General features: G+C 36.6%; 19 protein-coding genes, 1 pseudogene and 1 riboswitch. Of the genes and pseudogenes, 10 read left to right on the top strand and 10 right to left on the bottom strand.

Going from position 1 to position 20,986, the window contains the following annotated elements; all coding sequences use genetic code 11:
• Positions 1 to 10: 10 nt before the first annotated feature.
• Positions 11 to 775 (bottom strand): annotated as a pseudogene (locus tag ACJMLD_RS01640) (ParA family protein); the annotation flags it as partial.
• A 415-nt stretch (positions 776 to 1,190) separates the two neighbouring features.
• Entirely contained in the window at positions 1,191 to 2,492 is a 1,302-nt protein-coding gene (locus ACJMLD_RS01635) for a TrpB-like pyridoxal phosphate-dependent enzyme (RefSeq protein ID WP_405267360.1), read from the bottom strand.
• A 90-nt stretch (positions 2,493 to 2,582) separates the two neighbouring features.
• On the opposite strand from ACJMLD_RS01635, the gene ACJMLD_RS01630 reads away from it, so the two are divergent.
• Positions 2,583 to 3,611 carry a DUF1786 domain-containing protein gene (locus ACJMLD_RS01630; RefSeq protein WP_405267358.1) on the top strand — a complete coding sequence of 343 codons (1,029 nt, stop codon included), beginning with the start codon at positions 2,583 to 2,585 and terminating at the stop codon, positions 3,609 to 3,611.
• A gap of 6 nt (positions 3,612 to 3,617) precedes the next feature.
• Complete coding sequence (locus tag ACJMLD_RS01625) at positions 3,618 to 4,277, top strand: PHP-associated domain-containing protein (RefSeq protein WP_405267356.1); 660 nt, start codon at positions 3,618 to 3,620, stop codon at positions 4,275 to 4,277.
• Positions 4,278 to 4,285: 8 nt separating this feature from the next.
• Here the strand turns inward: ACJMLD_RS01625 and albA are convergent, their stop codons facing one another.
• Together albA and ACJMLD_RS01615 are read right to left on the bottom strand one after the other, a co-directional pair.
• The gene (albA, locus tag ACJMLD_RS01620; RefSeq protein WP_405267354.1) at positions 4,286 to 4,561 is read right to left on the bottom strand and encodes a DNA-binding protein Alba; all 276 of its coding nucleotides are present in this window, start codon (positions 4,559 to 4,561) and stop codon (positions 4,286 to 4,288) included.
• Positions 4,562 to 4,763: 202 nt separating this feature from the next.
• Positions 4,764 to 6,317, bottom strand: coding sequence for a 2-isopropylmalate synthase (locus ACJMLD_RS01615; protein WP_405267353.1), 1,554 nt, complete (start codon positions 6,315 to 6,317; stop codon positions 4,764 to 4,766).
• 43 nt (positions 6,318 to 6,360) lie between these two features.
• Between ACJMLD_RS01615 and ACJMLD_RS01610 the strand changes: the two genes are divergently transcribed.
• Positions 6,361 to 7,074: a sugar phosphate isomerase/epimerase family protein gene (locus ACJMLD_RS01610; protein WP_405267351.1), complete on the top strand. Its 714-nt coding sequence runs from the start codon at positions 6,361 to 6,363 to the stop codon at positions 7,072 to 7,074.
• 62 nt (positions 7,075 to 7,136) lie between these two features.
• Here the strand turns inward: ACJMLD_RS01610 and ACJMLD_RS01605 are convergent, their stop codons facing one another.
• Positions 7,137 to 7,931, bottom strand: a complete 795-nt coding sequence (locus ACJMLD_RS01605; RefSeq protein ID WP_405267349.1) for an HAD family hydrolase — start codon at positions 7,929 to 7,931, stop codon at positions 7,137 to 7,139.
• A 235-nt stretch (positions 7,932 to 8,166) separates the two neighbouring features.
• Between ACJMLD_RS01605 and gatA the strand changes: the two genes are divergently transcribed.
• The 3 genes from gatA (at position 8,167) to ACJMLD_RS01590 (ending at position 12,105) form a co-directional block, all read left to right on the top strand.
• Positions 8,167 to 9,537, top strand: a complete 1,371-nt coding sequence (gatA, locus tag ACJMLD_RS01600; RefSeq protein ID WP_405267348.1) for an Asp-tRNA(Asn)/Glu-tRNA(Gln) amidotransferase subunit GatA — start codon at positions 8,167 to 8,169, stop codon at positions 9,535 to 9,537.
• 658 nt (positions 9,538 to 10,195) lie between these two features.
• Entirely contained in the window at positions 10,196 to 11,692 is a 1,497-nt protein-coding gene (locus ACJMLD_RS01595; protein ID WP_405267346.1) for a DJ-1/PfpI family protein, read from the top strand.
• Complete coding sequence (locus ACJMLD_RS01590) at positions 11,692 to 12,105, top strand: hypothetical protein (RefSeq protein ID WP_405267344.1); 414 nt, start codon at positions 11,692 to 11,694, stop codon at positions 12,103 to 12,105. The genes ACJMLD_RS01595 and ACJMLD_RS01590 overlap by 1 nt, the downstream gene beginning before the upstream one ends.
• 1 nt (position 12,106) lies before the next feature.
• On the opposite strand, the gene ribB is transcribed toward ACJMLD_RS01590, so the two are convergent.
• Together ribB and ACJMLD_RS01580 are read right to left on the bottom strand one after the other, a co-directional pair.
• Entirely contained in the window at positions 12,107 to 12,790 is a 684-nt protein-coding gene (ribB, locus tag ACJMLD_RS01585) for a 3,4-dihydroxy-2-butanone-4-phosphate synthase (RefSeq protein ID WP_405267342.1), read from the bottom strand.
• A gap of 47 nt (positions 12,791 to 12,837) precedes the next feature.
• Positions 12,838 to 12,972, bottom strand: a riboswitch (FMN riboswitch).
• 43 nt (positions 12,973 to 13,015) lie between these two features.
• On the bottom strand, positions 13,016 to 13,390 hold the full coding sequence (locus tag ACJMLD_RS01580) for a DUF120 domain-containing protein (RefSeq protein WP_405267340.1): 375 nt from the start codon (positions 13,388 to 13,390) through the stop codon (positions 13,016 to 13,018).
• A 234-nt stretch (positions 13,391 to 13,624) separates the two neighbouring features.
• On the opposite strand from ACJMLD_RS01580, the gene tfrA reads away from it, so the two are divergent.
• On the top strand, positions 13,625 to 15,268 hold the full coding sequence (tfrA, locus tag ACJMLD_RS01575; protein WP_405267338.1) for a fumarate reductase (CoM/CoB) subunit TfrA: 1,644 nt from the start codon (positions 13,625 to 13,627) through the stop codon (positions 15,266 to 15,268).
• Here the strand turns inward: tfrA and ACJMLD_RS01570 are convergent.
• Both ACJMLD_RS01570 and ACJMLD_RS01565 read right to left on the bottom strand, forming a co-directional pair.
• The gene (locus tag ACJMLD_RS01570; RefSeq protein WP_405267336.1) at positions 15,261 to 16,565 is read right to left on the bottom strand and encodes an amidohydrolase family protein; all 1,305 of its coding nucleotides are present in this window, start codon (positions 16,563 to 16,565) and stop codon (positions 15,261 to 15,263) included. The two genes, tfrA and ACJMLD_RS01570, sit on opposite strands and share 8 nt — an antisense overlap.
• A gap of 42 nt (positions 16,566 to 16,607) precedes the next feature.
• Positions 16,608 to 16,814 (bottom strand): histone family protein, encoded by a 207-nt coding sequence (locus ACJMLD_RS01565; protein WP_405267334.1) that lies wholly within the window; start codon positions 16,812 to 16,814, stop codon positions 16,608 to 16,610.
• Between the two features lie 221 nt (positions 16,815 to 17,035).
• On the opposite strand from ACJMLD_RS01565, the gene hisG reads away from it, so the two are divergent.
• From hisG to pyrB, 3 genes are read left to right on the top strand one after another with little or no spacing between them, the layout of a single operon-like run.
• Positions 17,036 to 17,896: an ATP phosphoribosyltransferase gene (gene hisG / locus ACJMLD_RS01560; protein ID WP_405267333.1), complete on the top strand. Its 861-nt coding sequence runs from the start codon at positions 17,036 to 17,038 to the stop codon at positions 17,894 to 17,896.
• Positions 17,893 to 18,399 (top strand): flavodoxin family protein, encoded by a 507-nt coding sequence (locus ACJMLD_RS01555; RefSeq protein WP_405267332.1) that lies wholly within the window; start codon positions 17,893 to 17,895, stop codon positions 18,397 to 18,399. The genes hisG and ACJMLD_RS01555 overlap by 4 nt, the downstream gene beginning before the upstream one ends.
• Positions 18,392 to 19,330: an aspartate carbamoyltransferase gene (gene pyrB / locus ACJMLD_RS01550; protein WP_405267330.1), complete on the top strand. Its 939-nt coding sequence runs from the start codon at positions 18,392 to 18,394 to the stop codon at positions 19,328 to 19,330. Before ACJMLD_RS01555 ends, pyrB begins: the two co-directional genes overlap by 8 nt.
• On the opposite strand, the gene ACJMLD_RS01545 is transcribed toward pyrB, so the two are convergent.
• Positions 19,320 to 20,483: a Cdc6/Cdc18 family protein gene (locus tag ACJMLD_RS01545; RefSeq protein ID WP_405267328.1), complete on the bottom strand. Its 1,164-nt coding sequence runs from the start codon at positions 20,481 to 20,483 to the stop codon at positions 19,320 to 19,322. The genes pyrB and ACJMLD_RS01545 overlap by 11 nt on opposite strands.
• Positions 20,484 to 20,986: the final 503 nt, after the last annotated feature.

Here is a 20,986-nt window from a genome sequence, read left to right as displayed (position 1 = left end):
GGACATTTTCATCCCTTTGAATAATTTCCCTGGCTAATTTCAAATAAGCTTTAGTGCCTGTACTCTCAGGATCATAGATTAAGCAAGGTTTTCCGAAACTAGGAGCTTCAGCTAATCTAATATTTCTTGGAATGATAGTTTTAAACAATAAATTTGATTCGCCAAAGTAGGTTTTAAGTTCTCTGTGAACATCCCTACTGAGTCTAGTCCTTTTATCAAATAGAGTTAGGAGAATTCCTTTAATGGGAGTGGGACTTCTAAGTCTCTTTTCAACCAATTTTATTGTATTAATTAAATCAGCTACTCCTTCTAAGGCATAATATTCAGCTTGGATAGGTATTAAAACACTGTCGGAAGCTACTAATGCATTGACTGTTATGACCCCTAATGAAGGAGGTAAATCGATGAATATGTAATCAAATAATGGTACAACATCTTTTAGAGTTTCCTTAAGGATAATATGATAATTTTCACGTCTGGAAAGCTCCATACCAGCGCCGCTTAGGGATATATTACTTGGGATAATAAATAAATTTTTAATAAACGTAGGAATTGTTGCTTTTTTAACATTTATATCCCCAATAATAGCATCGTATATTGTATTTTCTATTTTGGTCTTATCGATTCCAAAGCTAGTTGTGGCATTAGCTTGGGGATCCATGTCAACGACCAGAACAGATTTGCCCATTACTGCCAGAGATGTTGCAGTATTGACAACAGTAGTTGTCTTTCCACAACCCCCTTTCTGATTCATCACCGCAATTACTTCACTCATTGAAAGAATTCTCCTTTATCTGATAAGTTTTAAGTTACCAGTTATGAATTATAACTTAAAATTTAAAGGTTTTAAAGAATAACTTTAAAGTTATCCAGTATAAGTTAAAAGAACTAAGTTAAATCTTTTATGTTAAAACTTAAAGGAAATAACTTATCAGTTTTAACTTCTAAGGGATAGGAATTAAGGTTTAAGTTAAAACGTGTAAGTTATAAAAAATAAGTTTTAAGAAATAACTTATCATAACTAACTTTTAACAAATAAGTTATATTTTATAACTTCTCTCTTATAAAGTATTTGTTTTCACAAATAAGTTATTCGTTATTTGTTAATAGTTATAAGTTATAACTGATAATAAACTTATAATAACTTATAAGTTATAACAATAAAAAATCAAAAAAAATAAAGAAAAAAGTTATTTAGCATTCTGCATGGTCCCATCAAAATAGCTAGCATAACCTTTTAAATCCAACATTCCATGACCTGAGAAGTTCATTACAATGGTTTTCTCTTCACCTGTCTCTTTACATTTAAGAGCTTCATCGATTGTAGCCCTAATGGCATGAGTAGTTTCAGGAGCTGGCAATATGCCTTGATTACGAGCGAAAGTGATGCCCGCTTCGAAACAATCCCTTTGATGAACTGCTTTTGGTTCAATATAGCCCTCTTTAGTCAGAAGGGAAACGATAGGTGACATTCCATGATACCTTAATCCGCCTGCATGCACAGAAGGAGCAACAAAGTCATGACCTAATGTAAACATCTTAAGCATTGGTGTAAATCCGTTGGAATCTCCAAAGTCATAATCATAGCTTCCCTGTGTAAGTGTAGGACAGGCTGTAGGCTCAACAGCAATGAATTGGGTTTCAGAGTTTCCATCAATCTTATCCTTAATGAATGGGAACAATGATCCTGCAAGGTTACTTCCACCGCCGGCACAGGCAATCATTACATCAGGAGTCTCTTCAGCAATTTCCAATTGTGTCTTGAGCTCCTGACCGATAATGGTCTGGTGGAGCATTACATGGTTCAAAACACTTCCTAATGAATATTTGACTTCATCGTTTTCCAATGCCTCTTCCATGGCTTCAGAAATAGCTACGCCTAAGGAGCCAGGATGGTCTGGGTTTTCAGCCAAGACTTCACGGCCTACCTTAGTGTTTTCACTAGGTGATGCATAAACATCGCCGTCATAAATGTTCATGATGTTTTTCCTATCCGGCTTCTGGTTAAATGAAACCTTTACCATATATACAGTACACTCCAAATCAAGCATGTTACATGCAAGGGATAAAGCAGTACCCCATTGACCGGCACCTGTTTCTGTAGTTAATCTTTCAACACCTTCTTTTTTAGCAAAATATGCTTGAGGAATAGCTGAATTCAATTTGTGAGAGCCTGTTGGAGAAGTATCTTCCCTTTTGAAGAAGATTTTGGCAGGAGTATTCAAGTACTCTTCAAGCTTATTGGCTCTAACCAATGGAGTAGGCCTGCCTATTTCCATATATAATTCTCTCACTTCATTAGGAATTTTAATATAACGGTCACTGGCAAATTCCTGTTCTAAAGCAGATTTTGTAAACGCAAGTTGTAAAGCGGCAATTTGATCTTTGCCTTCACTGTTTTTTGGAGCAGGAAGCTCTGAAGGCAAATCCGCCAACATATTGTACCATTGCTTTGGTACCTCATCGGATGATAATTCAATTTTATAAGTCATAATAATAAATTGTACAATGTACTATTTAAAGCTTTGTTGTACAAAAATGTACAGTTTAATTATTAATAAGATAAAAAACAATCTAAAAGCATGAGAATTTTAGCAATAGATGTGGGAACAGGAACCCAGGACATAATGATTTATGATACTGAAAAAGAGTTGGAAAACTCCATTAAACTAGTTTTGCCATCTCCGCACCTATACATTTCACAACAGATAAGGGAAACTGAAAATGACATTTATTTTAAAGGAGAAATAATGGGTGGAGGAAAAATCAAAAGAAGCATTCTGGAACATATGGAAAAGGGATACAAAGTAGTGATGGAACCTGTATGCGCAAGAACAATTCGTGATAATATAGAGCAGGTAAAGGCCATCGGAATCGAAATAGCCGATGAATCCAAAAACTATAAGAATTATACAAAAATTACTATGGGCGACATAAACATTACAAAATTATCTGAATTCCTACTGGGCTATGATTTGGAATTTGACCTTGACAAAATTGCAATAGCAGTGCAGGACCATGGCTACAATGAAAATATGGGAGACAGGGACTTCAGATTTGAAAAAATCAGGGAAAAGGTGTCAGAACCCATATCCCCACTGAAATTCGGCTTTAAGGAGGACGTTCCAGAATACTTTACAAGGATGCAGGCGGTCAGAAGACAGGTGAAAGGCGAAGGAATAGAAGAGTTGCCGTTGGTGATGGATACAAAATTCGCTTCAATAGCTGGAATGTGCTATGATGAAGTGGCTATGAAATTGAACAGCTTCATTGTCATTGATATTGGTAACGGCCATACTACGGCCGCATCCATAGAGGATGGAAAAATACAAGGAGTTTTCGAACATCACACATCTAGCTTAACCGGAGAATCACTTGAAAGATACATAAAACGGTTGGCATCAGGCGAAATTACCCACGAAGAGGTTCATGAAGACTTCGGGCATGGTGCCCATGTATTGAATCCTATATCAAAAATAGAAAAGGTAATTGTCAGCGGACCGAAAAGGGAATTGATTGAAAAGACAAATCTTGATTGGCATCATGCCGCTCCAGGCGGAGATGTAATGATGACAGGTACAATCGGTTTGATCAAAACAATAACAGGATAGATTATAATGCTTAAAATGGATTCCCATATTCACAGTGAATATTCTCCAGATTCAAATTCAAAAATTGACGATATCATAAAAACTGCAAGAAACAGGAATATCGACATAATAGCCATCAGCGACCACAATACTGTAGATGGAACAAGCGAAGTTTTGCAAAAAACAAGAAACACAGATATATTAGCCATTCCATCTATAGAGATTTCTTCAGCACAAGGCCATATTCTCGGATTTGGCTGTGAGGAAAATATACCGCGTGACCTCACACCACAGGATACAATTGACAGAATTCATGATTTGGCTGGGCTTGCAATCATACCCCATCCCTACTGTTTTTACCGGCATGGACTATTATGCAAAAGTGACTATAAGAATTTGAAAATTGATGCAATAGAGACAAAAAATGCAAGATTCATTGTTGGATACTGCAATCATAAAGCAAAAAAATTATCAAACAAACAAAATTTGCCTGGACTTGGCGCTAGTGATGCACATTATTGGAAATTTGTCGGTGACTGCTACAGTTTAATTGACTGCGAAAAAGATATTGACAGCGTCTTGAAAGCGATAAAAAAAGGCAATGTGAAAGCCCAAGGAAAAGGAACTTCCAATATTCTGCTTTCAAAATATTTATTTGAGAAAAATTTCTTAAAGAAATTTGATTAAAAAGAGTTTTAAGGACTCTTTTCAATTAAAATTTCTATAATAGATACATTTGTTTTTTCGTTGTTATAGTTTTCAATTTCTTCGGTAGAAATTTGAATATCTGTAACATCGGAATCAGGAACAAACCTATTTCTTACGATTTCGGCAGCATCTACCGCACGACTAATAGCTTTTCCTCTTGCACGAAGAACAACACTATCAGAACCTTCATTAAACTGGGTAACTACTGCTAAAACATAATTCATAACAGGCTTGCTTCCAACAAAAATTGTATTATTCTCCATAAATAATTCACCATATAAATATTTGTGAATGATGTATATAAAATTTTACATTATGAAAACAATAATATTAAACAATAAATAGAAAATCTATGAATATTATACAAATTATATATAAATAAAAAAATTTTTTTTGAACAGAAGTAATTTATAAAAAAAATTTATAAAAAAAATATAAAAAATTAAAAAAAAATTAAAAAATTAATTAAATTGACCTTCGAATTAATAATAATTTATTGATAGAATCTAAAACCGCCAATATACTGGCCATCACAATGTCCTGATTGATGGACCTGCCGGTTGACTTGTTGCCGTCAGGGTCTGAACAGATTACAAACACATCAGCCAAAGCATCAGTACCGCCGTTGATGGCCTCCAAATTATATTCTTCAAGTTCGATGTTAAGTGTATCCTGTATTAAAGTGCCAATAGCTTTCAAAGCTGCATCAACAGGTCCAACACCAGTGCTTGCTGTTTCCTTTTCAACGCCGTCGATTTCTAGTTTTACGGTAGCGGTAGGCGAAACGTTAGCACCCATGGAAATGCTCATGCCCTTAATTTCAATAGGAGTCTCACGAGCTGAAGCAAGCTCGGTAATCGCAATAGCCACAAGATCATCATCAGTAACGCACTTGCCGCTGTCGCCTAAAGATTTTATCTCATCGAAAACCTTACAGAACTGCTCATCATTCAAGTCAATGTGATAATCCTTAAGCTTGGATTTCAAGGCATTGGCTCCTGTGTGCTTTCCTAGAACAATGCGTCTTGAATGACCAACCATTTCAGGTGACATCGGCTCATAAGTTGAAGAGTTATTTAAGATTCCATGAACATGAATGCCTGATTCATGGGCAAATGCATTGTCACCCACTATTGGCTTATTGACTGGCATCTTAACCCCTGTAAGACGGCCAACCAGATTGGACAGGCTGTACAGCCTTGTAGTGTCCAGACCTAAATCAACGCCATAAGCGGTCTTAAGAGTCATGACCAATTCTTCCAATGAACAGTTACCGGTCCTCTCGCCCAAACCGTTGACTGTGACATGGGCCTGATTGGCGCCGCATTCAATGGCTGTCAGACTATTGGCGGTAGCCAGACCGAAATCATTGTGAAAATGAACGCTTATAGGAGTCTTAAAGTTATTTTTGATATCGGTGATTAATTCATGGGTCATGATTGGTGTTAATATGCCAACAGTATCGGGAACATCCAAAAAGTCGGCGCCGGCACCAACGACCTCATTGAATATTTCAAACAGGAAATCCCTTTCAGTTCTTGTTGCATCCTCGGCTGAAAACTCAACGGTCAATCCATGGTCCTTAGCATATTCAACGGATTCAACAGCACCTTGAACTATCTCCTCTTTGGATTTCTTAAGCTTATAGTCACGATGCAATGGGGAAGTACCTATAAAAGTATGAATGTATTCTAAATCAGCATCAAGGACTGCATCAATGTCTCCTTTCAAAGATCGTGCCAAACCGACAAGTGTTGAATCCAAATCCCTTTCCTTAATTCTTTTGGCGGATTCGATTTCGCCTTTAGAAGAGGCTGGAAAACCAACTTCAATCTTGTCAACGCCCAAATTGTTAAGCTTTTGAGCAATCTGTATTTTTTCATCAACAGTTAGAGCAACCCCTGGAGTCTGCTCGCCGTCCCTTAATGTAGTGTCGAAAATATAGATCTTATCGGCAAGATTCATATTTTCCCTTTTCAGTTTTTCTATATCATTTGTAGTCATTTCAATACTTCCCATTTTATATTAAATTTTATAATTATTGAAATTAATATATATTTTTATGAAACTGGGTTTTACAACACTGGCTTTATTCATGCAACCGAATGATGAAATCATAAATTTAGCTAAAAGACATGACTTTGAAATAATTGAAATTCTCGGAGAGGGACCGTTCTTTGAAAGGGAGAATATGGAATACAAAGACTGTGGCCTTGATGTGAGAATTCATGCAGCAACCGTAGACATCAACATCGCAAGCCTGAACAGAGGGATACGTGAAGAAAGCGTTCGTCAAATGATTCAATGCGGCCAATACGCTGAAACCATAAATGCAAATACGATTACGGTTCATCCCGGAATCATCGGCCGTAACGAGCCACGCCTAAGAAAGTGGGCATTGGAATATGCAATCGAAAGCGTTGGCCAAATCATTGACAATACGAATGTTGAAATCTCTGTTGAAAACATGCCCGTTCGAGGCAAATTCCTGGGAAATACCGTTGAGGAAATCGAGATGATTCAGGAGGCAACAGGATGCAGCCTGACCATCGACACCGGCCATGGGAACACATGCGGAAACCTTGAGGAAATGTTAAATTTAAAAAACATCAGCTATTGTCACCTGAACGACAATGATGGCGTTAAAGACCAACACATTACATTAGGCGAAGGCACTCTTGACTTGAATTTACTTAAAAAAATCGATACTGCAATCATTGAGCTGAACAACTTCGATAACATCCTAAAGAGCAAGGAAGTAATCGATAGCTTATGATTTATTATTTTTTTATAACTTATTAGTTATAAGTTATAAGTTATATCTGTTAAAAAAATAATTTAAAAGTCAATCTGTGTGACTTCAAAAATGTCTTCAATGATGTAGTCTGTCTTATCCATCATCTTTGGGGAGACTTCCTCCTGCTGTTCGATGGTCAGAACGCTGACATCAGCTTTTTTGAATGCCAATACGTCATTGAGGCCATCTCCTACCATCATGACCTTATAGCCGCCATCCTTTAGAATGGAAACGACTTCACATTTTCCTCTTGTCGAAACGGTTCCATAGGCGTTGTCTTCGGGAACATCAAGCATGTTTGCCAATCTGTTGATGGCCCCCTTCCTATCCCCTGAAGCGATAAATATTTCAATTCCGCGTGATTTCAGTGTTTCAACGGTTTCAAATACTTTTGGGAAGAACTTGCCTGCTGAAGTGATTGTGTATGCAACAACGCCAAGATCCATATCAACAATCAGGGCAGATCCGTTGCACAGCTCCATGTGGGGAATCTTTTCACGCAAAATGTCAAATCCGTCGGTGATGTCTGAAACCTTGGTGTGGCTTTCAACATTGAGAATATCCTTGACTTCGGCCTTTGATACCTGTTTTGTTGAAAAGCTTATGTCAAAATCAATGTTATAATCTTTGATGACATCTGAAATCAGGGTATCCGGATCCAATTTCTGAAGCTTATTTGTATTGAACTGCAAAACCACTAAAGCCAGAGAGTCAGCCGCTTCAATCAAATCCAAGGAATTGATGTCAGTGAATATATTACCATTTATAACATCTTTGATTACCCGAAATCTTTCTATCAATGTTCCTGAGTTATCAAATACCACAGCTTTTTTCATATTATCACTACCTTATAATATCGATAATAGTATTAAGCATACTCCTTTAACTATGTCAATGAAATCTTTGTTCTTTAAACCTAATAAAATTATTACTGCACATCATATTATTTGAATTATTGTTTAAAATTAATTTTACAAAGTTAAAGCAATAACTGCTTATAAAAAAAACAACTTTATAAACCTTGAAAAAGAAAATAATAATATTACAAATTACGATTATTTAGGTGTTTTAATGAACGTTATTGAAAAATTAAACTCCATAAAAAATGGAGAAATGACAGCTAAAGAAAATGTAGAAAGCTTCATTAAAGTTATTGATGAAAATAACGAAAGCATTAATGCATTCATTGAATTGAACTATGAAAATGCATTAAAGCAGGCTGAAGCTATTGATGAAAAAATAGCTAAAGGTGAAGATGCTGGCGCTTTGGCCGGATTGGTATTCGGTATTAAAGCAAACATTAATGTTGAAGACTTAATCATTTCAGCAGCCTCCAAAACCTTGGAAGACTATATCGGAAGCTACAATGCAACCGTTGTCAATGAAATCCTGGCTGAAGACGGAATAATCATCGGTATCTTGAATATGGATGAATTCGCAGCAGGAAGCTCAACCGAAACCTCATACTACGGACCTACCCAGAACCCTAAGGCCATGGGAAGAATTCCTGGAGGTTCATCCGGAGGATGTGCAGCGGCCGTAGCGGCTGAAATGTGTGACATTGCAATCGGATCCGACACCGGTGGATCCATCAGAAACCCTGCTTCACATTGTGGAGTGGTCGGATTCAAACCGACTTACGGCGCAGTTTCAAGACAAGGGCTTTTGGACCTTTCCATGAGTCTGGACCAAATCGGACCATTGGCTAATGATGTCAGCGGAATAGCTTTGGCATTGAATACAATTGCAAATTACGATGAAACCGAATGCACTACCCTTAACTGGGACAAGCCTGACTTTACCGAAGTACTGGATGAAACATCCCTTGAAGGCATGAAAATAGCTGTATGTAAGGAATTCATCGATGTGACTGACGAAGAAATCAACAAAACAGTCAATAAAGCCATCAACAAATTAGTTGATGCAGGTGCTGAACTTGTTGAAGTAAGTTTTGATTATATTGACCTTTGTTTGCCGACCTACTACCTAATCAACTATGTGGAATTCTTCTCTGCAACCAGAAAATACGATGGAAGGGACTACGGTTCCAGAATCGAAGAGGTATGTGGTGATGAAGTATTAAGAAGAATCAAAATAGGTTCCCACATTGCGGAAGCCGAATTCAGCGGTAAATACTACAAGCAAGCATTGAAAGCAAGATCCGTGATCAGAGCTGAAATTACCTCAATGCTTGAAAACGTGGACCTGATTGTTGGTCCGACCGTACCAAAACTTCCACACGAAATCGGCGAGGAATTGGAACCTATGGAAATGTATGCCTACGATATCTTAACCGTAATAGCTAACCTTGCAGGTATTCCTGCAGCAAGCATTCCTGCAGGTGAAGTCGACGGCATTCCGGTAGGACTGCAGATTCAGGCAAAGCCATTGGATGATGAAAAAATTATCAAAGCCATGAGTGTTTTTGAAAACACTCAATAAACTTCTTTTTTTAAAAATATGCCCATATTAATCAACAAATGAAGACTTTAAAATTATTTAAATCTATTTCTAATAGTAATTAGATTGTATTTTTAAAAAATAGAATGCAAGTAGGCACTTGCATTCGGAAATCTTTATATATGGTCTTCAATATATAAAGAGTAACATGATTAGTTCAATCAAAAATAAAAATATTATGGTGATAAATTATGAATAACAATGAAATTATGTTAAATACCGTTTCTTTATTAGTATTTTCTCTTGCTGTTGTAGCAGCTTTAGCTTAAACTAAATACTGATGAGGATAATAGAAATCTTTTTTAATCCAAATCATACAATTGCAACAAAAGAGGAAATATCTCCTTCAAAATGATAAACTCACTAAATTTTCAAGAAAATATATAAAAAATCAGTATGAGGTTATCAAATCATAATCTCTTAAATTCCCTTTTTTTTCAATATAAAAACAACTTTTATTATTTTTAAAAGCAAAATCCTAATTTTTTCAGCATTAAAATCTTTCTAATGGACTCTTCGTCACCCAATAAAACATCAGTGGTATCAGCTCATCATCACTATCAATTTTTTTACACTTGAAACATACCTCTAAAATTTAATATAAATTAAATACAATAGATTTATACAAGAGGTTATTTTTATGACAAGAATTGGACTTGCTTATGTTAGTGGAGCCGTTCCGGGATTTGAAGATTTTGGAAATCTACCAACAGATATCGTTAAGGAAAACGGACTTGTTGATGGTTTAAATGCTTCAAAAGAATTGGATGCATTGATTATCCCAGGCGGAACATTGATTGAGTCAAATGACATTAATATGGATTTGAACACTGAAATCAAGAGGATGGCTCGTGACGGGAAGCCCATCATTGGAATTTGTGCGGGCTTTCAGCTTCTCTCAAACCAAATAGATATCGGTAGAAAATCTCCGGTGCCTATTGTAAAAGATGGTCTCGGTATAATAGATGTAAATTTTTCACCGTTGATTACAAGCGACCGTGTAAAGGCGAAAGTATTTGACAACTCCTTTTTGGTTAAAAACCAAACTGAAGATGTTGACGGCTTTCATACACACACATACGGCAAGGTTGAGGGAGATGCAAAACCCTTGTTCTATTCACAAGTCCAAAGAATGAATTATGGCGATGTCAACAAGGAAGCTGAATACAACATATTTTCAGGTGCTTGCAGTGATGATGGAAACGTTATCGGTACCATGATTCATGGAATATTAGATGAGAATCCGATTCTTGTAGAGAATCTATTAGAAAAAATAGATGCAACAGACATCGACAATATATACAGTAGAAACCTCAAGGTCAAGGAATTCCTGCAAAGTGAAGTCGGAATCAACACCGACATCAAGGTTCCTAAACTTGAAAGCAAACCTCAAAAGCCTAAATACCTGATGATTGGAAGCAACGGATCCGATTCGGGAAAGACTTTCATCATGACAGGCCTTGCGGGAGCAATAAGAAAAAGAGGATATAAGGTTGCGCTTCTCAAAGTAGGACCTGATGTTCGTGACATTATACCGGGATTATATTTGACAAAAGGCAAGATGGAAGACTTCGCATCTGTAAAGATTGGACATCTGGGATGGGCCGACATAGAATCTACAATAGCTACACTAAATTCATCAGACTATGATATCGTCTTGATTGAAGGGGTGATGAGTGTGTTTACAGGCTTATTGAATGAAAAGGTTCCGTTTTCAGCGGCCGAAATCGCAATGTCATCAAAAATCCCAATGATTCTTGCATCAGGCGTAAACAAAGGCGGAATCGAATCCGCCGCAATCGATTTGGTTTCACATGCCAACATGCTTGACAAGTTCCAAATCCCGGTAGAAGCGATACTGCTAAACAAGGTATACAATGACGATATATTCGACCAAGTGGTGCCTTACATCAGAAATAACACCAATGTCGAAAAAGTATTAAAGCTTCCTAAACTAAAGTCTGCAGATATGAGAGGATTCATCCCTGAAGTTGAAATAAGATATGAGCTGTTTACAGGCCACGCAATGAATCTGATTGAAAACAATCTGAATGTCGATGAGATAATCGGCATGGCTCGCGAAGTGGAATTCGGGAAAATCTACACATTTGACGAAATCAAGGAAAAAGTGATATAATGGCACTTAATTTAAGCCCAGAACCAAACGTTAAGCTTACAAAAAAGGATAGAGCACATGTTTTAAAAAAGATGAAGCAAGGCTGGAAGGCTACCTGCCTTATCCCTGACTATGTCATCGATGAAAATGGCGATGTTCAAATAGGACTTGAAAAGAATCGCCGCATAGTCAAGATTGTTAAGATTCTGGATGACGGAATCCACATAGAAAAGGCTTTGGGAAGCAAAACATTACGAGTTCAATGGCATAAAATAGCTGAAATAAATAAATCAAAAGAAATTAAAGATGCTTTGGAAATTAAAATGCGTGATGGAAAATATGTTTCCTTTAGCATTTACAATTCCTATAAAATCAGGCAAAACAGTGAATTTATTGCAAATTATATTGCAAATAAATGCAATGAGAGGAATTAATCTATTCCTCTATGTATTTATTAATGATGTCTTCTCCTTTAAGCAAGACCAAATCGTTTTCTTCCGCGTATTTGCGGGCATCGGCAACGGATGTAGCCTGTCCGGTTTCACCATCCATCATTTCACAAACCACGCAAACAGGGGTAACGCCAGCCATTTCACATAAGGCAAGACCTATTTCTGTGTGTCCCTGTCTATTTTTTACAAGACCATCCGCTCCTCTCAAAAGACATACGTGACCAGGTGATCTGAAGGTAGCTCCGAATTCATCAAATCTTTCTTCCTTCATCATTATAGCCATTTCGCTAATGGTCATTGCTCTGTCATGGTCGGTTACGCCAGTGAATGATTTTCTGTGGTTGGTCCAAACTGAAAATGATGACCTTTCATCATACGGAATATCAGTTGGGGCAAGTTCAGCAAGTTCCGGATACTTTTCTGTTGCCGCCTTCATGATGTCTACCATGAAAGGCAAATGAATTGCATCACAAAAATCAGCATGCAAACAGTTGCAGATCAATCCGCCTGCATCATTTCTCATGGTTGCAATGGATTTGGGGGTTACGAATTCGGAAGCGATGATCATGTCGACTTCCCCTTCCCTGTCATCATCATCAAAAACGAGTACAAACTCACCATTTCTAATAGCTTCTAGAGCTTCATCTAACTTTGTTTCTTGATTCATAGTAATATCTCCTTATAATACTAGAACCAGGGCTAAAAATAACACTATTATCTTCTCTTCCATCCGGACTGTCACCGTCGGTTTTGGATTTTCACCAAATCAACACTTCCTTGTGCTCGTGGACTTATTTTATAAAAAAAATCACCACCGGTGGAGAATTCCACTCCGCCCTGAGAACGTATTTAAACATTTTATTAATTATACATAAAATACTTTACTATTTTTTCAAAATTCTAAAGATACGATGTCACCATCGTTTAACATTAATTTATCTCTTAATTTACATTCTGCAATGAATTCCAAATAATTTTCTTCATGAGTGGTCTTTGCCGGGAAAACGATAGCGCCTTCAATCTTATCGTTTAATTTAGCTTGAATGTATTTTACAGCACCGAATCCTTCATCCGGCTTAATCAGATTTTCACAAGTGTCTTTGATTTCATTGATTTCATCCAGATAATCATCGCTAACGATGACATTCAATGTGCCGGGAAAGGGGACAAATCCCAAATTCTTCTTAAATTCCCTAGTGTAAAACTCCTGTGAAAGGAAATATGCCGCTTTTCCCAAACCGGTTGTAACTTCACCATCGATTTTCATTAAATACCCTCAAATTAAATTACATGTTAGTAATAAATAATGCTAAAATTTTATCCATATTTTAAATTTAACAATATTTCCCGATAAAACGATAAAACCTGCTTTGTAAAATATAGATTCAATACTATTAATTAACTCATTTTAATTAATATATTTTATTAGAATTTTTTAAGAAATTTATTTAATCATTGAAAAATAAAGTATTACTATAATGAATTTTACAGGGTAATTGAAATGGAAATAAAAACTATCTCAACAGATATATTAATAATCGGATCTGGTGGAGCAGGTTCAAGAGCAGCTATTGAAGTTGATGATGCGGGACTGAAAGCCCTTATTGTATCAAAAGGCCTATCATTCAGGTCAGGCTGTACTGGAATGGCAGAAGGAGGATACAATGCAGTATTCAAGACCGTGGACAAGGACGATTCAATAGAAGCTCACTTCAATGACACACTTAAAGGCGGAAGCCACCTCAATGACAAAAGGCTGGTGGACATTCTCGTCAATGAATCACCGAAAAGACTGATTGACCTGGAAAATTTCGGTGCGCTGTTCGACCGCCAGGAATCAGGTGAAATAGACCAAAGGCCTTTCGGCGGACAGACCTACAGAAGGACCTGCTATCAGGGAGACAGGACAGGTGCAGAGCTATTGAATGCACTTAAAGAAGAAATCATCAGAAGAGATATAGAATGCATCGAAGAGGTGATGATAACCTCATTGATTACCCAAGACAATCAAGTAATCGGAGCAACCGGACTTGACTTAAAAGACTCCAGTTTAATTTATTTCAAGGCAAAATCCGTTATTTTAGCAAGCGGAGGAGCCGGTCAACTATACCCTGTAACATCCAATACCTTCCAAAAGAACGGAGACGGCTATGCAATAGCCTACAGAGCCGGAGCCAATCTGGTGGATATGGAACAGATTCAATTCCACCCAACCGGAATGGTGGCACCCGAATCCAAAAAGGGAGTTTTGGTGACTGAAGCCGTAAGGGCAGAAGGCGGAAAGCTCATAAACAAGGATGGCGAAAGGTTCATGAGCAAATATGCCCCTGAAAAAATGGAATTGGCTACCCGTGATGTCGTTGCCCGTTCAATCTATCAGGAAATCATCGAAGGAAGGGGAACAGAAAGCGGCGGAGTCTATCTTGACATTTCACATTTGGATGACGATTATATCGATGAAAAGCTTGAAACCATGGTACTGCAGTTTGAAAACGTTGGAGTGGACATCAAGCATGGTCCAATTGAAGTAGCACCGACTGCACACCACTTCATGGGAGGATTGAAAATAAATACTGACGCTTCAACTTCACTTAAAAACCTATTCGGAGCCGGCGAAGTCTGCGGAGGAGTTCATGGCGCAAACCGTTTGGGAGGAAATGCCCTGGCAGACACACAGGTATTCGGTAAGATTGCCGGTGAAAGCGCTAGCGAAGCTGCAAAAGCAAGCGAACTCAAGACAAATGAAGAACAAGTAAAAGATGAAGCTTCAAGAATCGAGGGGCTAATCAAAAAAGGCACAATTAAACCGCAAGACTTTAAAAACAACATTAAAAACCTCATGTGGGAAAAAGTAGCTATCGTAAGAGACGAAAAGACCTTGAATGAAGCGTTAGGCCAACTTCAAGAAATGCAAAAGGATCTTGAAAATCTGGACGTCAGCGATAAAAAGCAATACAATACAGATTTGGTCACTGCCCTTGAAGTGATAAACATGGTTGAAATTTGCATTTTGACCGTGAAATCTGCAATACTTAGAAGAGAAAGCAGAGGAGCACACTTCAGGTCTGATTTCCCAGAAACCAAAGACGAATGGAAAAAGAGTATAGTAATGGGTAAAAATAAAATAGAATTTGAAGCTAGATAGCTTCTTTTAATTCTTTTATAGCCTGTCTGGCTTTGGCATAGATTTCATCCTCATCCAAAACTGTCAATTTCTTATTTTCCATTAATACTTTACCGTTGCAGATTGTAGTATCAACGTTTGAACCGTTTGCGGAGTAAATTATATTGGAGCTTAAGGATGAACTGTCCGGAACCATATTGGCTGAGTTGGTGTCTATTAGAATAATGTCTGCCTTTTTGCCAACTTCAATTGAACCGATTTCGCTGTCAAGACCCAAAGCTTCAGCACCTTTTATGGTACCCATAGCTATTGCCTCATCAGAATCCAAAACCTTAGGATCCAAAGTTGAAACCTTTTGAAGCAAACTTGCAGTCTTCAGCTCTTCAATCAAATCAAGATTATTGTTTGAAGAAGCGCCATCGGTTCCAATGGAAACGCAAATGCCATTTTCGATTAATTTAGAAATTGGAGCGATTCCTGATGCCAACTTCATGTTGCTGCATGGATTGTGTGAAACCTTAACACCATTTTTCCTGATGATTTCAATTTCGCTGTCACTTAGCCATACGCAATGTGCGGCAACAACGTCAGGGCCTAAAAATCCTATCTTATCCAAATATTCAAATGGCCTTAATCCCTTTTCCTCTAAGCTGTCATTGATTTCCTTTTCTGTCTCGGAAACGTGAATGTGAATTCCCATGCCATGTTCATCTGCCAATTCACGGACTTTAGTCAACAACTCTTCAGAAGCTGTGTATGGAGAGTGTGGTCCAAAGAAAACCTTGATTCTTCCGTCAGCCATGCCGTTGCAGGCATCAAATAATGTTAAATTTTCTTTGAATTCATTTTTTCTTTTCTCTTCATCGCCGAAATCAATCATTCCATATGACAAGACAGCTCTGATTCCGGCTTCTTCAACTGCACGAGCAACATCTTCCATGTAAAAGTACATGTCTGAAAATGTTGTAGTTCCTGATTTTATTAATTCGACAGCTCCTAAAAGGGCTCCGATATAACAGTAATCCCCATTAAGATTAGCTTCCATCGGCCAGATATGATCATTCAGCCAGCTGTCCAAACTTAAATCGTCGGCTAATCCTCTAAACAAGGTCATGGATAAATGAGTATGAGTATTAATCAATCCCGGAAGTAAGATCTTGCCGGTGGCGTCAATAATCTTATCGACGTTGCTTTCATATATTTTTGGAGCAATCTCAGAAATAATATCATCTTTGATTAAAATTGATTGCTTATCTTCAAAATTTGTATTAGGACTTAAAATAAATGCGTTCTTAATTAAAATAGTATTATCTGACATAATAACACCTAAAAAATAAAAAAAAGAAAGCTAAAAAACTATTTATAAGTTTTTGATAGCTAATTTAATATCTTCTGCTTTAACAGTTTTACGTTTTGCGATTTTAGCAACAGCGTTTGCTTCTTTAGCTACATCACGAGCAACTTCTTCTAAGTATGCTGCTAATTCAGCTTTTGCGTCTTCGCTAACTCTTTCTGCACCAGATTCTTTAATAATTCTTGCGATAGGAGCTTTTGGTATTTCAGACATGCTTTTCACCTCACAATAGTTTATTAAAACTTATGATTTACAGCCAAAATCATAAGTTAAATAACAATATAATATAACTTAATATTTAAATATTTTGCAAAATTATGCTCATAATCAAAAAAATAGATGTTATAAATTAAATAATAAAAAAAGTAATACTTAAAAGTATTTAACAAATGATTAATAATATAATATAAGATAGAAAAAAATTGAGAGATACAATGAAAATTAAAATTGCTGTTCCTTCCAAGGGAAGAATAAGTGAACCTTCAATAAACATATTGGAAAAAGCAGGTTTAGGATTAATAGATAAAAATAACCGCAAATTAATTTCCAAGACATTTTACGATAACATTGAGATTATGTTTGCAAGAGCATCAGACATTCCGGAATTCGTCAATGACGGAGTTGCAGATATGGGAATAACCGGTGTTGATCTAATCAACGAAAATGAAGTTGACGTCAACGAACTGCTAGACTTGAGATTCGGACAGACAAAACTGGTTCTGGCTGCTCCTGAAGAATCAGATATCAAATCCCTGGATGACATTACGGATGACATGAAAGTTGCAACCGAGTTTCCTGTCCTGACTAAAAAATATTTTGATGAAAAGGGTTTGGATTTGAAAATCGTCAAGTTGAGCGGGTCAACAGAAGCGGCTCCATTTATTGGGCTTGCCGACATGATAACAGATTTGACAAGCACAGGAACAACATTGAAAATGAATCATCTTGAAATCATAGATGTGATTTTGGAAAGCTCCATCAAGCTTATTGCAAATAATGAAAGCCTAAGCGAAAAAAGGGAACTGATTGAATCCGTCAGCACAAGCATAAAGGGAGTTCTTGATGCCGACAGAAAGAAACTAATAATGATGAACGTTAAACAGCGCGATTTGGATAAAGTCAAGGAAGTCATGCCGTCAATGGGTGGTTTGACAATATCAGAAGTGCTTTCCGATGAAAAGACTGTTGCCGTTCAGGCAGTAATAGATGAAAAGCAAGTATTTGAACTTGTAAATGACCTAAGAAACGCCGGTGCAAAAGACATTCTGGTTGTGCCGATAGAGAGAATAATATGAAAATCGCAATAATCTACTCCACTTCAAGCAGATCAACCAAAAAGGCATGTAAATTACTATCCGATAAAATCAAAGCCAACGTTAAATTGATTCCTATTGAAAAGGCCAAAACCGCATGTCTTCTGAAATATAATTTCATAATTTTGGCTGGATCTGCATATAACGGCAAGGTTCAAAATGCACTAAAGCAATATATTTCAAGAAATATGATGACTCTCAAAGAAAAGCCTATTGCTTTGGTAATGAACTGTGAAGAAGGCATCGATACAAGAGACAGATTAAACAAAACATTTACAGAGGAACTGGTTAACAAATCAAGCCTCAGCTCAAATTTCGGATATGAACTGAATCCGGATGATGGAAATTTTATTGAAAAAAGAAGAATAAATAACTTAATTAACAAACATAAGCAAGAGGGGAAAAGTCTCCCTGTCTTGAATATTGACGAAATCGATAAGTTTGCTGAATACATTAACGACATGATTGAAAAAAGGGTTGATTAGAATTTTTAGACTAAAGAACATAATTTCAATAAAGGATTTTGAAAGAGAGGATATTGAATATCTCCTGGATGAAGCATCAAAACTGGAAAACATTGCCAAATCCAAAGAAGTGTCTGAAGAATTGAAAGGAAAGCTTTTAGGACTGATGTTTTTCGAACCTTCAACAAGAACAAAAATGTCATTTGAAACTGCAATGAAACGTTTGGGCGGAGAATGCATTGGATTTGAAAACAGCGGATCCAGCTCCGTGTCCAAAGGTGAAAGCATTGCCGATACTGCAAAGATGTTTGAAGGATATAGCGATGCATTGGTCATCAGGCATGAGCTTGAAGGCGTGTCCAAGTTCATTTCAGATATTGTTGATGTTCCTGTTATCAATGCTGGAGACGGTGCGGGCCAGCATCCAACACAAACATTGCTCGATTTGTACACAATCAAAAATGAAATAGGATACATCGACAACTTAAAAATAGCTTTGATTGGAGACTTGAAATTCGGACGTACAGTGCATTCACTATCAAATGCATTAGGATTATTTGATAACGTTAAAATATATTTGGTATCCCCTCCAGAGCTCAGAATGCCTCAGGAAATTCTTCACGATATATCAAAAACAAATATCAAATATGTGGAAGTTGACAGCATTGAAGAGATTATCGATGATGTCGAGGTATTATATGTAACCAGAATCCAAAAAGAGCGCTTTGCGGATATCGAAGATTATCTTAAAATAAAAGGAGCTTATATCATAAACAAAAAAATGCTTGAAGGCAAGGACCTGATTGTAATGCATCCGTTGCCTAGAATCGACGAAATTGCAGACGATGTGGACAATACAAAATACAACAAGTATTTCACACAGGCCGCAAACGCCGTTCCGATGAGAATGGCAATATTGAAAACATTAATAAAAAACAACCCTAAACAGTGAAGAGAGTTGTTTCAAGTAATGTTTCATCACATTGAAGCTTGATGATATTGGTTCTTCCCTTTGCACGTCCACGTGAGATGGTGTTTGTGGAAATTATTCCAAGCATTTCAAGCTCGCCGATAAAGTCAAATATTCTTCTGTAGGTAACAGCATCCTTTTTGGAAATATCCGTGTAGGCATCATATAATTTCCCAGAAGATATTTCCTCTTTTTGTTTTGTCAAATTTAAAATGGCTTCCAAAAGCCTTTGTTGCTGTAGCGGTAAAGTGGATATGATTTCAATTATTTTGTTATGTTCTATCTTGTCTTTTGCCCTTCTTACATGATCGCTTGTAACAATCTCTGAATCTTCATCGAAAGCTAATTCACCAGCGTTCTTGAGCAAATCAAGAGCGTATCTTGCATCACCCTCTTCCTTGGCTGCCATTGCGGAACACAATGGAATGACATCGCTTTCCAATATGTTTTCATTGAAGGATAATTCCGCCCTTTCACCCAATATGTCTGACAATTGATCTGCTCCATAAGGTGGAAATACAATCTCTTTATCATTCAAACTGCTGGTAACCCTGGAATTGATTAAATTTTTAAAGTCCAAATAATTACTGATGCATAAGACGGAAACATTATCTGTTCTTGTAAGGGTATACAATATTCCATCGCCATCCTTATTAAGTAATATGTCAATTTCATCCAAAATAACAATCAAATGCAATTTACGAGCAAAGACATCAGGTTTGAAGATATCCCTAAATGTATTTACGACTTCACCTTTTGTCCAACCTCTGTTTGGAACGTCACGTCCAAGCTTATTGCATAACTCAGCAATAACTTGATATTCTGTCGTAAAATCTGTGCATCTGATATAAATTACTTTAACAAAAACATTCTTTTTACGGGCAATATCAATAAGCTGCTCACGTGCAAACAATGATGCTGCTGTCTTGCCTGTTCCTGTTTTGCCGTAAAGGGTTACGTTAGCTGGAGTGACACCGCTTAACACATCCACCCAATATTTGGCAATTTGCCTTATCTGATCGTCTCTGTGAACCAATTTCTCAGGAAGCCATCTATGATCCAAAGGACGCTTGTCCTTAAATATAGTGGGAGCAATTGATTCCTCAATTTCCAAATCTTCAAAAATATTTGACATATATCCACCTTAAAAATTTAATAAAAATTATCAGTATAATTTCCAGTGTTAATATTATAAAACCTATCATAAATAAAGGTTTTTATTACAATTTTGCAGAAAGTTAATAAATTTGACAATGATGTAAAATAATAAATAAATCAAATTCGTTTAAATTAAATAAAAAAAGTTTAAAATTGATATTTACTAAAAAAACTTATTTTAATTTTATAAATACAAAAAAAGACTTATAATCAATCATTAAATTTTAAATATGAAATTGTACTATTTCAAATATAAAATAAGAATTTCAAGTGTAAATTTCTAGTAAAAACATGGAAAATAAGCCCTCAGATAGCTTGAATGACATCACTTTCAAAAAATCTATCATGATTAATATCAAGAGAGAGACATGTGTTTCAAGTGTAAACACTTTTATGCAAAAAACGAAAATGAAGGGATGCCCTTCAAGTGTAAAAAATTGGAAAACCCGTAATACGGATTTAAACAAAAAATAAAGAAAA

Source organism: Methanobrevibacter sp. (assembly GCF_045112895.1).
In the GTDB taxonomy this organism is placed as follows: domain Archaea; phylum Methanobacteriota; class Methanobacteria; order Methanobacteriales; family Methanobacteriaceae; genus Methanocatella.
This window is presented reverse-complemented; position numbering and strand designations above follow the sequence as displayed.

Coding starts and splice junctions, on each gene's coding strand:
- ACJMLD_RS01635 (WP_405267360.1), bottom strand. CDS start 2,492: ATGACTTATAAAATTGAATTATCATCCGATGAGGTACCAAAGCAATGG.
- ACJMLD_RS01630 (WP_405267358.1), top strand. CDS start 2,583: ATGAGAATTTTAGCAATAGATGTGGGAACAGGAACCCAGGACATAATG.
- ACJMLD_RS01625 (WP_405267356.1), top strand. CDS start 3,618: ATGCTTAAAATGGATTCCCATATTCACAGTGAATATTCTCCAGATTCA.
- albA (WP_405267354.1), bottom strand. CDS start 4,561: ATGGAGAATAATACAATTTTTGTTGGAAGCAAGCCTGTTATGAATTAT.
- ACJMLD_RS01615 (WP_405267353.1), bottom strand. CDS start 6,317: ATGGGAAGTATTGAAATGACTACAAATGATATAGAAAAACTGAAAAGG.
- ACJMLD_RS01610 (WP_405267351.1), top strand. CDS start 6,361: ATGAAACTGGGTTTTACAACACTGGCTTTATTCATGCAACCGAATGAT.
- ACJMLD_RS01605 (WP_405267349.1), bottom strand. CDS start 7,931: ATGAAAAAAGCTGTGGTATTTGATAACTCAGGAACATTGATAGAAAGA.
- gatA (WP_405267348.1), top strand. CDS start 8,167: ATGAACGTTATTGAAAAATTAAACTCCATAAAAAATGGAGAAATGACA.
- ACJMLD_RS01595 (WP_405267346.1), top strand. CDS start 10,196: ATGACAAGAATTGGACTTGCTTATGTTAGTGGAGCCGTTCCGGGATTT.
- ACJMLD_RS01590 (WP_405267344.1), top strand. CDS start 11,692: ATGGCACTTAATTTAAGCCCAGAACCAAACGTTAAGCTTACAAAAAAG.
- ribB (WP_405267342.1), bottom strand. CDS start 12,790: ATGAATCAAGAAACAAAGTTAGATGAAGCTCTAGAAGCTATTAGAAAT.
- ACJMLD_RS01580 (WP_405267340.1), bottom strand. CDS start 13,390: ATGAAAATCGATGGTGAAGTTACAACCGGTTTGGGAAAAGCGGCATAT.
- tfrA (WP_405267338.1), top strand. CDS start 13,625: ATGGAAATAAAAACTATCTCAACAGATATATTAATAATCGGATCTGGT.
- ACJMLD_RS01570 (WP_405267336.1), bottom strand. CDS start 16,565: ATGTCAGATAATACTATTTTAATTAAGAACGCATTTATTTTAAGTCCT.
- ACJMLD_RS01565 (WP_405267334.1), bottom strand. CDS start 16,814: ATGTCTGAAATACCAAAAGCTCCTATCGCAAGAATTATTAAAGAATCT.
- hisG (WP_405267333.1), top strand. CDS start 17,036: ATGAAAATTAAAATTGCTGTTCCTTCCAAGGGAAGAATAAGTGAACCT.
- ACJMLD_RS01555 (WP_405267332.1), top strand. CDS start 17,893: ATGAAAATCGCAATAATCTACTCCACTTCAAGCAGATCAACCAAAAAG.
- ACJMLD_RS01545 (WP_405267328.1), bottom strand. CDS start 20,483: ATGTCAAATATTTTTGAAGATTTGGAAATTGAGGAATCAATTGCTCCC.